This is a genomic window from Corynebacterium sp. MSK071 (assembly GCF_030232125.1).
GTDB lineage: Bacteria > Actinomycetota > Actinomycetes > Mycobacteriales > Mycobacteriaceae > Corynebacterium > Corynebacterium kefirresidentii.
This window is the reverse complement of record NZ_JASPJA010000008.1, coordinates 44,219-57,479: the sequence shown is the minus strand read 5'-3', so window position 1 is coordinate 57,479 and position 13,261 is coordinate 44,219. Positions and strand designations below refer to the sequence as shown.

The 13,261-nt window shown below is 59.2% G+C and carries 13 protein-coding genes; 5 read left to right on the top strand and 8 right to left on the bottom strand.

The genetic code is table 11. The features are described 5' to 3' along the window. Window positions 1–18: 18 nt before the first annotated feature. Entirely contained in the window at window positions 19–1,875 is a 1,857-nt protein-coding gene (locus tag QP990_RS08075) for a BCCT family transporter (protein WP_023021960.1), read from the bottom strand. A gap of 247 nt (window positions 1,876–2,122) precedes the next feature. Then, on the bottom strand, window positions 2,123–2,977 hold the full coding sequence (rsmI, locus tag QP990_RS08070) for a 16S rRNA (cytidine(1402)-2'-O)-methyltransferase (RefSeq protein ID WP_284798967.1): 855 nt from the start codon (window positions 2,975–2,977) through the stop codon (window positions 2,123–2,125). A gap of 24 nt (window positions 2,978–3,001) precedes the next feature. Here rsmI and QP990_RS08065 point away from each other — a divergent pair, with 24 nt between their 5' ends. Beyond that, a complete protein-coding gene (locus QP990_RS08065; RefSeq protein ID WP_023021962.1) occupies window positions 3,002–4,621 on the top strand; it encodes a dolichyl-phosphate-mannose--protein mannosyltransferase in 1,620 nt (539 codons plus the stop codon). A 17-nt stretch (window positions 4,622–4,638) separates the two neighbouring features. Here QP990_RS08065 and QP990_RS08060 read toward each other — a convergent pair whose 3' ends face one another. Beyond that, window positions 4,639–5,340 carry a zf-HC2 domain-containing protein gene (locus QP990_RS08060; protein WP_023021963.1) on the bottom strand — a complete coding sequence of 234 codons (702 nt, stop codon included), beginning with the start codon at window positions 5,338–5,340 and terminating at the stop codon, window positions 4,639–4,641. Then, complete coding sequence (locus QP990_RS08055) at window positions 5,327–5,740, bottom strand: DoxX family protein (RefSeq protein ID WP_023021964.1); 414 nt, start codon at window positions 5,738–5,740, stop codon at window positions 5,327–5,329. The genes QP990_RS08060 and QP990_RS08055 overlap by 14 nt, the downstream gene beginning before the upstream one ends. Before the next feature lie 154 nt (window positions 5,741–5,894). Between QP990_RS08055 and QP990_RS08050 the strand changes: the two genes are divergently transcribed. Beyond that, window positions 5,895–6,611: a DNA-3-methyladenine glycosylase I gene (locus QP990_RS08050; protein ID WP_284798961.1), complete on the top strand. Its 717-nt coding sequence runs from the start codon at window positions 5,895–5,897 to the stop codon at window positions 6,609–6,611. A 14-nt stretch (window positions 6,612–6,625) separates the two neighbouring features. Here the strand turns inward: QP990_RS08050 and glpR are convergent, their stop codons facing one another. The 4 genes from glpR to QP990_RS08030 form a co-directional block, all read right to left on the bottom strand. After that, complete coding sequence (gene glpR, locus QP990_RS08045; protein ID WP_284798958.1) at window positions 6,626–8,023, bottom strand: gephyrin-like molybdotransferase receptor GlpR; 1,398 nt, start codon at window positions 8,021–8,023, stop codon at window positions 6,626–6,628. Window positions 8,024–8,166: 143 nt separating this feature from the next. Then, window positions 8,167–8,877 carry a GNAT family N-acetyltransferase gene (locus QP990_RS08040; RefSeq protein WP_023021967.1) on the bottom strand — a complete coding sequence of 237 codons (711 nt, stop codon included), beginning with the start codon at window positions 8,875–8,877 and terminating at the stop codon, window positions 8,167–8,169. Continuing rightward, window positions 8,877–10,187 carry a gephyrin-like molybdotransferase Glp gene (gene glp, locus QP990_RS08035; RefSeq protein WP_023021968.1) on the bottom strand — a complete coding sequence of 437 codons (1,311 nt, stop codon included), beginning with the start codon at window positions 10,185–10,187 and terminating at the stop codon, window positions 8,877–8,879. The genes QP990_RS08040 and glp overlap by 1 nt, the downstream gene beginning before the upstream one ends. A gap of 56 nt (window positions 10,188–10,243) precedes the next feature. Continuing rightward, window positions 10,244–11,170 carry a UTP--glucose-1-phosphate uridylyltransferase gene (locus QP990_RS08030; RefSeq protein ID WP_034656428.1) on the bottom strand — a complete coding sequence of 309 codons (927 nt, stop codon included), beginning with the start codon at window positions 11,168–11,170 and terminating at the stop codon, window positions 10,244–10,246. Window positions 11,171–11,237: 67 nt separating this feature from the next. Here QP990_RS08030 and QP990_RS08025 point away from each other — a divergent pair, with 67 nt between their 5' ends. From QP990_RS08025 to mscL, 3 genes are all read left to right on the top strand, one after another. Further along, the gene (locus QP990_RS08025; RefSeq protein WP_023021970.1) at window positions 11,238–11,813 is read left to right on the top strand and encodes a 5-formyltetrahydrofolate cyclo-ligase; all 576 of its coding nucleotides are present in this window, start codon (window positions 11,238–11,240) and stop codon (window positions 11,811–11,813) included. A gap of 48 nt (window positions 11,814–11,861) precedes the next feature. Further along, complete coding sequence (locus QP990_RS08020) at window positions 11,862–12,542, top strand: SAF domain-containing protein (RefSeq protein ID WP_023027832.1); 681 nt, start codon at window positions 11,862–11,864, stop codon at window positions 12,540–12,542. 111 nt (window positions 12,543–12,653) lie between these two features. Next, window positions 12,654–13,148, top strand: coding sequence for a large-conductance mechanosensitive channel protein MscL (gene mscL / locus QP990_RS08015; protein WP_023021972.1), 495 nt, complete (start codon window positions 12,654–12,656; stop codon window positions 13,146–13,148). Window positions 13,149–13,261 lie beyond the last annotated feature (113 nt).

Sequence of the window (13,261 nt, the reverse complement as noted above, 5' to 3'; positions counted from 1 at the left end):
AGCCGCGAAGAAAGCGATTTACTTCCGCTTCATCGGGTGCTTCAGGCGTTCGTTGCGGCGCTTCTTCAGAACCTGCGTGCGCTGGTACTCGCGGTGCAGGCGGCGCTCGCGGGCCATCTTGCGCTGGAACTGCTGTGCCTCGCGGTATTCGAGGTAGATAACATCCTCGCTCAACGCCTTGTAGATGGCGAACATCAGTCCAACCACGATGAACAGGAATGGCAGTGCAGCAACGATGGTGACGTTCTGCAGGTTAGACAGTGCATCCTCATTGGCCAAGAGCAGGGTCAGGCCTACCAAGGCAGTCAATCCACCCCACGCGGCGGAAAGCCACGGCTTAGCAGTAGCGGCACCATTTTGGGACATGGAGCCCATCACCGTGGACGCGGAGTCTGCCGAGGTAACGAAGAAGGTAGCCAACAGGATTGCTGCAACGATGCCGGCAACGAAACCGCCAGGCATGGACTGCAGGAGGTTAAACAGCTCTTCCTCGGCAGATTCGCCGGTGATGGATTCGCCGTTTTGCTCCATGTGGATGGCGGTGCCACCGAAGATAGCGAACCACAGGGTGGATACGCCGGCTGGGATGAGCAGGACGCCCAAGCAGAATTCGCGGACGGAACGGCCGCGGGAAATACGAGCCAGGAACATGCCCACGAACGGGGACCAGGAAACCCACCAAGCCCAGTAGAAGATCGTGTAACCGGAAAGCCACTCAGCGGCGGCGCCGTTTTCGGACTCGGCGGTGCGGCCGATCATCTCGGTGAAGTAGTTGAGGTAGTTACCAATGGAGCCAGGAATCTGGTTCAGGATGGTAACGGTCGGGCCCAAGATGAACACGAAGATCGCCAACACTGCGGCGAGGACCATATTCGCATTGGAGATATACTGAATGCCCTTGCCCACGCCGGACATCGCAGACAGGATGAACGCGAGGGTCAGAACCAACACAATGCCGATAACCACGGAGTTGGTGGGATTATCGATGATTCCGGATGCCTTCAGTCCGGCCTGAATCTGCAGGGCACCCAGGCCCAGGGAGCAGGCGGTGCCGAAGACGGTGGCGAAGATAGACAGGATGTCAATGAGCTTGCCCACTGCACCATTAGCATTACGCTCGCCAATCAGCGGCACGAAAGCCTGGCTCAACAACTGCTTACGGCCGATGCGGAAGGTGGAGTATGCAATGGCCAAGCCAACGATGGCATAGACCGCCCAAGGGTGCAGCGTCCAGTGGAACATTGCATAGGCCATGGAAGATCCAACGTTGCCGGTGCCCTCACCTGGGGTGCCGTCACGGTAGTTAGCTAGCGGCTCGGAGGCACCATAGAACATCAGGCCGATGCCCATACCGGCGGCAAACATCATGGCGATCCATGAGGGCGTGGAAAATTCCGGCTCCTCATTAATGCGGCCCAGCTTGATGGAGCCGAACTTGGAGGCGGCAATGAAGACAACGAACACCACAAAGACGGTGCCGAAGAGAATGTATGCCCAACCAAAGTTGTCGACTACCCAGGTCAGGGCCGAAGCGGAGAAGTTGGCAAAGTTATCCGGGGCAGCCAAACCCCAGACGACGATCGCGGCAACAAGCACGCCGGCGATGCCGACGATGGACCAATCGATTGGCATATTGTCACGATCGGCCGCAATTTCTACCTCAGGATCGTCGTAGCGCTCCGGGTGGAAACCGTCGGAGTGAATCATATCCTGCAGCTGGCCGGTGGCAGATTGTGCGTCCAGCTGTTCGTCTACAGTCTGATAATTCTCAATAGGCTGCTCGCTCGAAGAAGCCGAAGCCGGCTGCGCATGTGCGCCGACCGGTTCCTTTCCTTCTTCTGGCACGCCTGTGCCCATATTTTCCGAGTTTGTCATGAACTATACAGTGGTGCGGAACTACTCAATTATCAAACGAAGCAGTAAGAAACTTCGCTGCTCAGCGCCATTTCCCAGGAATTTTCCACGCTAATTTGAACAGTTTTTACGCTTCATTTCCCCATGTAAATAGCGCTTTAAGCCACCCACACGCCCGAGCACTATAACAATTCAGTTACAAAGTTTGCTTTAGTGAAGCCATCTGCGGGTACCAAAAGTTGTGACTTAATCAGCACGTCGATAGGGGCTAGTCCTTGCGAGCTGCTAAAGCGGCGTCATAAAGCTCGCGGTTGGAAACCTCGGTGTCTTTCGCTACCTGCTTACAAGCATCCTTTAGCCGCATCCCCGCCGCCGCCAATTCCATCGCCTGGGGAACCAAATCTGCGGCGGTAGCGGCCGCGGCGGTTCCGCCCTCGATCACCACAGTGATTTCTCCCCGTGCCCCTTCAGCCGCCCACTCGGCCAACTCTTCCAAACTGCCGCGCCGGACTTCCTCATAGGTTTTAGTAAGCTCCCTGCACACCGCTGCCGGGCGCTGGGCGCCGAGGATATCCGCGGACTCGGCTAGAGTTTCGGCTACCCGGTGTGGGGATTCAAAAAAGACGATGGCGCGCTTTTCGTTACGCAGTGACTCTAACCAGGCCTTGCGAGGTCCGGGCTTGCGGGGAGGAAAGGCGTCGAAGAGGAAGTGACCCACGCCGAGGCCGGACAGCGCCAAGGCCGTTGGGACGGCAGAAGGGCCAGGAAAACAAGTCACGGGAATATCCCGGTCAGCTGCTGCAGCCACAATAGACAGTCCTGGATCAGAAATGATGGGCATGCCGGCATCCGTAACGACGAGGACGGTGCCGGCTGCGGCGGCGTCGATAAGCTGCTGGGCTCGGTCCTTTTCATTGTGATCAAAATTGGACACCACCCGCCCGGAAATCTCGATGCCCAAAGCTTGCGCCAAGTTCCGCACGCGCCGCGTATCCTCGGCCGCAATGACGTCCGCATGCTGCAAGGCATGCATTAAACGCGCGGAGGCATCTCCCACGTTTCCCAGCGGCGTGGCGGCGAGGATGACCCCGCGCGGTAGTGGATCCAGACCTGAAACAGACATATCTCTAGCATTCCATACTCTCTAATGCGCGGGCGCGGTGCCTTGTCGCCTAGACTCAACCAAGTGACTATTGCTACCGCTGCCCCATCGCGCACCACGCACGACACTGTGGCCCCGCCAGCGCCCCGCACCTATCAGTGGGGCAAGGCTGACTGGATAAGCACTAGCGTCGTTGGCGTACTCGCGCTCATTACCCGCTTTGCCGGATTGACCGCGCCCGTATCAAAGGGCACTCCTGTCTTTGATGAAAAGCACTACGTTCCGCAAGCCTGGGACATGGTGCGAAGCTGGGATAACCTCTTCATCGGAGGTATAGAATCCAACCCCGGTTATGGCCTGGTGGTTCACCCACCGCTGGGCAAGCAGATTGTGGCGCTGTCCGAATGGGTCGCTGGCTATTCCCCACTGGGCTGGCGTTTTATGACTGCCCTCTTCGGCGCAGCCACCGTGCTCTTGACGATGTCCCTGGCCCGCCGCGTCTCTTTATCCTGGCAGGTAGCAACCCTGGCTGGCCTCATCGCCGTCTTTGATGGTGTGCTTTTGGTCTCTTCCAAGTTCGGCATGTTGGACATTTTCCAGGTCTTCTTTGTTGTCTCGGCCGCCTGGGCACTTGCTCGCGATCATAATCAGATGCGCGAGCGCCTCCACAGCGCTTTCCTTAAAAATCGTTTGGGCTCCTCCGCCTTCGGACCACGCTTTGGATTCCGCTGGTGGCGACTCCTCGCGGGCGTCTGTCTTGGCCTTTCCCTGGGGGTGAAGTGGTCCGGCCTGTACTTCATCATGTTCTTTGGCCTCATGTCCGTCTTTAGCGATCTTGCCCTGCGCAAGCGCTATGGCGTACGCCGCTACATAGTGGGCACCCTCGTGCGCGATACTCCTGCTGCCCTAGCCTCCCTCGTACTGGTGCCGGTGCTGCTCTACGCCTGGACCTGGCGAGCGTGGTTTTCCTCCGAAACCGCCGTGTACCGCCACGCCAAAGTAGATGGAACGATCGAGGATGGATCGTGGCTGATGCACCTGCCTGAATCCCTGGCAGGCTGGTTCTACTACCATTCCTCTGTCCTAGAATTCCACGCCAGCCTGACTTCCTCCGGTGGCCACCACCACCCGTGGGATTCTAAGCCTTGGGCGTGGCTGGTAGCCGCCCGCCCCATCTTGTACTACTCCTCCACCGACCTGCAATGCGGTGATGGCAGCAACGAGTGCCGCAAGATGCTCTACCTTTTTGGCACGCCGGCTATCTGGTGGCTGGTCATCCCGGCCGTCCTGTGGGGACTGTGGTCACTTATCATTCGTCGCAATCGCAGCTTCCTCATCCCCTTGGTGGGCTTTGGGGCAGGTTTCTTGCCCTGGCTTGCAGCCTTTGACCGCCAGATGTACTTCTTTTATGCCACTGCGTTTATCCCCTTTGTCATCGTGCTCATTGCCTTAGCACTCGGCCAGCTCATCGGCCATGGCAGGCCAGTGCAGTGGGGATGGCTCAAGAGTTTGGCAGGCGGCCCTGTACGCTGGGGAACAATCGCCGCCGTGTTCTACCTAGCCCTGGTAGTGGCGATGTTCTTCTATTTCTCTCCCATTTTGTACGGCTACAAGATTCCAGATTCTTGGTACCACTCCATGATGTGGCTGCCTAGCTGGACCTAGCCGCACGAAAGCGGGGCTTATTGAGGTTGTGCGTTGAGGGACTTCCACCAGGCGCGCACCAAGTAGCCCTTTTCTGCCGCCCAAGCCCACGCCAAGCTGAAGGTCGCCAGCGCGGTAGCGATAAGAAAATATACCTGTTCGATGGTTACGGTGCCCAGCGCAATATCGCGCATGCCGAACCCGAAGAGGAAAGCAAACATCGTGGCCGAGACCGGGAGCAGGCCGGTAAGCGCTGCGGGGCGCCAGGCACTAAAAAATAGGCCACAGGCCATGCCAAAGCGTACGGCTGCGCCTTCCATCAACAGGTTGGCTCGTTCCGGATCCGCCGTGGGATCTAAAACCTTTCCTTCCTCACCCAACGGTACGAGCCCGGAGGAATGGACGATGAGCGCTACTGCCCAGAGTGCAAAGATGGCGCCCATGAGCACCATGGCGGCACGCGCAACCGTCAGGTTGGCCTGGCGAGCGCTCGAGGTGCGCCGCCATTCCGGCTCCACACCGGCCAAAATGACTTCGGAGAGATCCGTTGGCGGCGCCATACCGGATTCCGCAGGCTCCACAAAACGCAATGATCGCGAAAGCGCGGCCGCCTTATCGCGAAAGGCGCGGCATTCGGCGCAGCTTTCCAAGTGTGCATCGATTACGTCCTCTGCCAGATCTGAGTGCTCACCGTCCAGCTGCGCAGAAATCGCCGCTTGGACTTGGCTATGCGTCAACATTGCTGAGCACCCCGTCCATGCTGGCTCGACCGGAGCCAAAAATCACGATCATCAATAAGGACATCAGCAATACCAGTGGGTATTCGATTCCGCCTTCGGCAGCAAAAAGACCATGTCCCAAATGCACAAAGTACAGTGCGCACCCCATCAGCAGGGCAAGCGCGCCGGCCACAAAAGTGGTGAGCAAACCGACGACGAGGAAGGCGCCCCCAACCATCTCCCCGATGGCGGCGATATAGCCGGAAAGCTGTGGCTGCGGCACCCCAAGGGCGGAAAATTGCCCCACGGTTTCGTCCATGCCGGTCATAAACATCTTGTCCACGCCGTGTGCGATAAAGATTAATCCGAGGACCGCTCGAAAAATAAGCAAAGCGGCATCGCGTACGGCAGGTCTATTCATGCTGAACAGATTACCCTGAACCCCTCACCCGATGCGAAGGCAATGGCCTACGCCCATACTGCTGGGAATTTCGCCCTTTGCCGGGGAAGGAACGGCATATAGTCACGCGGACTGTTTCAATGGGAACCAGGCAGAAAGATTAAAGGAGAACACCATGAGCAAACCAGCTACGCAGTCCGCAGAGCGCACCGCCTTAGTCTATGACGATGATGGACTTGGCCGCCCGCCTTGGGCAATGTCCTCGCCGATGTTGAAGGAGTATTACGACACCGAATGGGGCCTGCCTATTTTTGATGAAGCAGCTCTTTACGAGCGTTTGAGCCTCGAGTCTTTCCAGTCCGGGCTTTCCTGGGCGGTGGTTTTGAAAAAGCGCGAGGCCTTCCGTGCGGCTTTTTGCGACTTCGATCCTGAAAAAGTCGCTCAATTTACCGAAACGGATGTTGAGCGATTGCTTGGCGACGCCTCCATTATTCGCAACGAGACCAAAATCCGCGCCGCCATCACAAACGCCAAAGCCACCATCGCCCTACGCGAAGAGGGCGGGCTGGCGGAGTTCATTTGGTCCTTCCAACCGCCGGAGAACCTCTACCCCACCGCAATGGAAGATATTCCGAAAAAGAGCTACGAATCCAAGTTGATGTCACGCGAACTCAAGAAGAAGGGCTTCCGCTTTGTCGGCCCCGTCACCTGTTTCGCACTCATGGAGGCGATCGGCATGATTGATACCCATCTCATCGGCTCTCACCGCCGCGGAACCTCCGGGGTATGGCACGACAGCGGTGTGCCGCATTATGGCCTAGCGCAGGAATACAACGCGCTCACGAACCCGCGGTCAGCGCCTTCCACTGAACTCCGGAACGCGGCCTGCTAAGTCGGCACCAGTTCCTATCCAGCGCGACGGGCTGCTAGGTCATCGCGCCGGCTATAGCCGTCGGGCCCGGCGTGGGGGCCATCAAAATCGCCGTCTTCCCCATCGTTATAGCGCAGCGGAAGGTGCACAAAGTCAGGGCTTTCGTCATCGATCTCCACGATCACAGCGCCTGGGCGGCGCAAGTTGCGCGGAATCTTCAAAGCTTCATCCTCTGCGTTGCGCACGCCCAAACGGGCGCGGCGCAAGTGCCGCACACGGCGGCGCATCAGGGCTCGCTCCTGACGGACCTGAGCGCGAAGAGCCATCAGATAGACAACGGTGAGCGCACCGGCCACCGCAGCCAACCACCAGGTCCAGCCGCCGGCCACGATCCCCAGGGCCACCGTGAGTACCACGGCCACGGCTAGGCCCAGCAGGGTGCGCTGACGGCGCTGGTAACGAGTAACAGACTTTTCCTTTTCTGCTACCGGGTCCCAGCCGCCACGGCCCATGCGACGCTGCGCGAATTCCACCTCATCCTCGGACAGGTTGGTATCCATACCGGCGTCGTCTGCTGCAGCGGTTTCCATGAGTTCCCCAGAGTCCTCGGCCTCTGCCTTGTCCACGGATACCGGCTCAGCGTCAGCCACAACTTCCGAATCGGCAGAATCCTTCTCAGCGACCTCGGCCTTATCTACGGCACCGGGGTACATAAGGTCCACCGGCGAGGTATAAGTCTCGTCGTAGTCATAGGCATCACTCGCCACGGTAGAGACTGCGGGAGCGCTAAAGACCTCTGACTCGGCGGCAGCAATATCGGTAGAGTCATCTTTTGCGGCCTGGTCTGCGGCGTCTTCCTCGTCCTCAAGAAGTACGTCATCGGCATCATCGAATTCGGTGTCGTCACCAACTGCCGCCGTATCAGCCTGCTGGGAGGCTGGGACCGCGACTGCTTGGGGCTGAACTGCAGAATCGTCGCCTTCTACAGTCGCTTCCTCGACCAGTTCGCCGTCGATAGTATCTGCTTCTGGCTGAGTGTCCTCACCAGCTGCGGAGGAAGACGCCGCAGAAAACGCACGGCTGCCGGTACCGAAAGGCTGGGACTTAGCGCGGCGGGCAGCACCGGCAATAGTCACGGAGCGCGAAGAGGGCTTAGTAGCCTCGGCATCCGACTCATCCACGCCGGTGTCTGCGGCCTCTACTACTTCATAGTCCGCCTCGTCCTGGTCCTCGCGGCGGTGCACATCATCGGCACGCAGGCGTGGACGCCGGCGGCCAGCGACCTTGCCAGAATCTCCTTCAAAAAGGACGCGAGTATCTTCAAAGGCCTCACCAGTATGGCTCATTGGGCGGTTATTCCTACCCAGAATCCATGGTGCGAGGACGAAGAGCCACACCACGATGATCGCGATAACCGGCACAGCTGTCGACACGAAAAGGACCTTCCCCTTGAATACAGATGATTACTCCACTCTAAACGGTGAAACCGCACCATAGCACCCCAAATTCCCACAAATTACAATGTTGTGACTTCTGTGAAAATTGAGGTCGAAATCCCAGCAACTGTGGAGCTATTTCACGCCAACCGGCCAGCCTGGCGCAGGCGCTCGACAGCCGTGGAGGCATAGTCTTCTTTAACTAAAGCCACGTAATGGTGGTCCTGCCAGGCACCGTCTATATGCAAATTGCGACGCAAGTATCCCTCGTGTCGAAAGCCATTGGCGGCTAAGACGCGACCAGAGGCAGGATTGCTCTCTAGATAGGTAGCGGTCACCCGGTGTAGGCCCACCCGTCCAAAGGCGTGGTCCACGCCTAAGGCGGTGGCAGCCGTAGCCACCCCGGCGCCGTGGATAGCGGAATAAACCCAGTAACCAATCCAGCAATCGCGAATGCTGCCATGCTGAATATTCCCCAAGGTGATTTGGCCTACGAATTGGCCCTCCACTTCAATGACAAGTGGGACCACCAGTGCCTCACGGGCGGCGGTACGCAGGTACATCAGATGATTCCACCACGCCTGCTGGCTATGCGCCGCCGCCCAAGGTGCCGCTTGGGTCGGCTCGACTGAGCGGAGGAAGCTTTCATCTTCGATACGTTGGCGCCGCCACTCATGCCCATCAGATCGCAGCAGCGGCCGCAGGCGCATCCGCGCCCCCGAAGGGAAGACAGCGGAAGCGGGAAGCCTAACAAAAGGAGTAGATTCCGGCCATCCCGGATGCATGTCATCCGTGGGGCCGGTAGCGGGAAGGCGGAACCTATCCGCCGCAGTGCCGAAGGGATCGAGCATTAGCTACGCTGGGTCAAAAACAACACATCGACCACATCGCCCGGGCGGATTTCCGTTACCTCTTCCGGCACGCGAATCATGGCATTGGCCTCCGAAAGACCGGCCAATAGGTGCGCTGGGGCACCCGCGGCACCGCCCAGCCCTTCCACCAGATAATCCGCGGTTTCCGCATCGCGCATCAAACGAGCGCGGATGAAGCCGCGCCGGCCGGGGCGGGAATCGATGTGGTTCAGCGCGCGGGCACGCACCACACGGCGGTGCGCATTGCGTTTACCCAGTGCCAAGCGAATGAGCGGGCGGATATATACCTCGAAGACCACGAGCGCGGATACTGGATTAGACGGCAGCAAGAAGGTAGGAATGCGTTCCTCGCCCACCAGACCAAACCCCTGGACGGAGCCGGGATGCATGGCAACACGAGAGGTATCGATATCACCGAGGTCATCAAGAATCTCACGGATGGCCTCGGCGCCGGCTCCACCAACCGCACCGGAGATGACCAGGACCTCGCTGCGAGCGATGTGCTTTTCCAGCGCTTCGCGGATGCGGCGCGGCTCCCCCTCGGCAATGCCAACGCGATGCACCTCTGCCCCAGCCTCGCGAGCCGCGGCGGCGAGGGAATAAGAGTTGACGTCAAAGACTTGGCCCAGTGCCGGTTCTTGGTCCAAATCAACCAGTTCGCGGCCAAAGGAGATGATGGTGATGCGCGGGCGCGGATAGACCAATACCTTAGAGCGGCCAACTGCGGCCAGCAGGCCGATCTGGGCGGGGCCCAAAACCGTGCCGGAAGATACAGCCACATCGCCAGGTTGGATATCGTCGCCTACCCGGCGAACAAAGTCACCGGAGCGCACCGGGCGATGGGCGGTGACGCGCTTGCGGCCGCGGTCGGTCCACTCGAGGGGAAGGACGGCGTCGGCAAGCGTGGGCAAAGGCGCACCCGTATACACACGCACGGCTTGCTTGGGCTGCAGGCGCAACGGCTGCTTGGAGCCGGCCGGAACCTCGCCCACCACAGGCAAGGAACGCTCGACCTCCGGTTGCTGGGGTGCCTTCTCTTCTTCCCCCTCCGCAGCCTGCTCCTCCTGCTCCTTGGGACGGCGGAGCCTTAGGCCGCGCTCGCCTCCAATATCAACGGCGCGCACCGCATAGCCGTCGATGGCTGCCTGCGGAAAGCCCGGCAGGGGCTGGTTTGCTTGCACCTCCTCGGCGCACATTAACCCCAACGCGTTGGAAATACCGATGCGCACCGGCTCCGGCGTGTTCGCCGCATCCGTTACCAGCGCCAACTGGTCATCAACTGAACGCATAAGGTCTATGCCAGCCCTTTCTTCGCTTTCATGTCCTCTGCCCTTGGGAAATCTCCCTAGTTTAGGCCGTGCTCATCCTCATACTCGGCCACAATCTGCTTAATCGCTTTATACAGCGTGGGGCCATACTTTTCATCGCGCAGACCAAAATCCACATTGGCGGGGATATACCCACCGGGATTTCCCAAATCATGACGCTTTCCTTGGTGGACTACCACGTGCACGGGCTCGCCTTCCTCGATGAGGAGCTCGATGGCGTCGGTAAGCTGCAGCTCGCCGCCCTTGCCTGGCTTAATACGGCGGAGGGCATCAAAAATCTTGCGATCCAATAGGTAGCGACCGGTGGCCACGAGATTAGACGGGGCATCTTCCACCGCCGGCTTTTCCACCATGCCCACGACCTTCTTAACGCCGGGGGCATTGGTATCTTCTACGTCGAAGACGCCGTAGTTATAGGTCTGCTCGCGCGGGACCTCGAAGGCGCACAGCACGCTACCGCCCAAAGCCGCGCGCACGCGAGCCATGTCTGCCATGACGGTGGCAGGCAGCACGATGTCATCTGGAAGCATGACGGCAAAAGAATCCTCATCTTCGCCGAGTACCTCTTCTGCCAGGCCCACCGCGTGGCCCAAGCCCAGTGGCTTTTCCTGCTCCACCGCAACAGGGTGAATGAGCTGATTAGCGCGCTTAACCTTGGCAACCTGCTCGTCCTTGCCGCGGGATTCAAGGGTGTCTACCAGTTCTGGGAAAGCTTCGAAGTGGCGCATGACTTCTTGCTTATCGGGCGCGGTAATCACCGCAAGGCGGCGGGCGCCTACAGAGGCCGCCTCCTCTGCGATGAGTTCAATGCCGGGAGTATCAACAACGGGAAGCAGTTCTTTGGGAACCGTCTTGGTGGCGGGCAAAAATCGGGTGCCCATACCTGCCGCTGGAACTACAACCGTGGTGATTCCGCGGGCGGAATCTTCGCGTTCTATAGCCATGCGTAATAGCGTACAACGCCACATTATTTTCCCGTGCACCGCTACGCCGCGGGGTTATGATTAATTTATGACCTCTTCCATGACTGCTAAAAACGAGCTGCGGGCCCGCTTGGTCCAGGCCCGCCGCGAACTTTCCGCCGAAGACCACGACGCCTTTACTGCTGGCGTGCGTAAGCATCTCGAGTCCGAACTCACCGAGTCCATGACCGTGGCTGCCTACTGGCCTTTGGGTTCGGAGCCGGGCGGCGCCGATTTTGTGCCGTGGCTCAAGGAGCATGTCTCCCGCGTCCTCTTGCCAATTTCCGGCGAGAATGGCACGTTGACCTTTGCTGAATACCGCGGCAAAGAAGCAATGCACGAAAGCGCGATGGGTTTGAATGAGCCCCAAGGCCCAAGCTTTGATAGCAGCGTCCTGGCCGAGTGCGATCTGGTACTCGCCCCAGCCATGGCCGTAGACGCCAAGGGCAACCGCATGGGCAAAGGCGGCGGATACTATGACCGCGCACTAGAGCCACTTCCCCACGGCAAGCCACCGGTCTTCGCCATGGTCTACCCCACCGAGCTGCTAGATGAGCTACCTACCGAGGACCACGACCGCAAGGTCGATGCCGTCGTCACCGCCCACGGCATCACTCGCTTCTAGTTTCCGGGGTACGGGAACCATGAGCGGTTTTGGACAGTCTAAAAAAGTATGCCCACTTCTCATTTTCCCCGCCTCGTTGATACCCTCCGCACCCCTGGCCACCGCCGCGGCGTACTAGTGCGCCGCGCCATTGCGGTGGCCCTCCTTATTGCCGCGCTAGCCTCGGCCCTTTCGGCGGCCAAGGAGCTACCGCGCGTTCCCGTTTTTAGCCGCGATCTGCCGGCGGGAGCAGAGCTTGCGCTTGCCGACGTCGACCTAGCCCGGCTTCCTGCCTCCTCTATCCCCGATTCTACGCTAACGGAAAAGCCAGAAGAACTAAGTGGCCGCGTTATTACCGCCGCCGCCAACAAGGGCGAAGTGATTACCGGTGCTCGCCTTCTAGGAGAAGATCTTGTCTCCAGCTTGGTGGGTGGCACAGGGGCCGAGGCCGGGCGGATGATTCCGGTCAAACTTGCCGAGCCCGATATCATCCCCCATTTGCATCACGGCGACACCGTGGACGTGGTGACCGCAGTTGAGGCGGGGGCGGCCGCCGCAACCCCTACCGCACGCGTTATCGCCTCAGGCGGACGCGTGGTGTCTACCTCCAGCCCGGAAGGCGAGGCTTCCTCGTCGACCGTTTTACTCGCATTGCCCCAAGATCACGCTAATGATGTTGCCGCGGCGTCGTTAAGCCAGCCGCTCACGGTGGTCATAGTTGGTGATCGCGCTCACCCGCAGCAACACTAGACCTTTTCAGCCACAACAGTTGTGGTCGGTTACCGGCTCCATTAAGGTTTCGCAGTGTCCATGGTTTCTACCTACCGTTAGTTATTCCCAGAAAGGTTGGTGCTTATCACCATGCTCAAGGGCTTCAAAGACTTCATCATGCGTGGCAACGTCATCGAACTTGCCACCGCAGTCATCATCGGTTCTGCCTTTACCGCAATCGTCAAATCCATTACGGATTCTATTATCCAGCCGATCATTAACTCCCTCGGCTCCGCCGAGGTTGGGGCCGTTGGCTTCCAGATCACGGAGGCGAAAAACACCTTTGTGGACTTCGGCGCCGTCATCTCCGCGGCGATCAACTTCCTCATTATCGCCGCAGTAGTCTACTTCCTCATCGTGATGCCGATTAATAAGCTCACCGAGGCCGCTAAGCGCCGCCACGGTGTCGACCCTGAGGCTCCCGCCCCAACCTCCGAGGAGCTCCTGGCAGAAATCCGCGATCTGCTCGAAGCCCAGAATGTCTCCGATACGGACATCCCGGGAACCGGCACTAGCCGTTCCTCCCACGCCGCAGAGGACGCAGACTACGGTTCCACCGGCGGCGGCCGCCACCAGGCCAAGTAGCCTTTCGCTATACGCCTGTCGCTGTTCGCAGCACAAAGCCCGCGGTTTCGCTTCCGAGGAAGTAGGAACCGCGGGCTTTTATCTATCCCTTTACTGAGTGCGTGATTGCACTC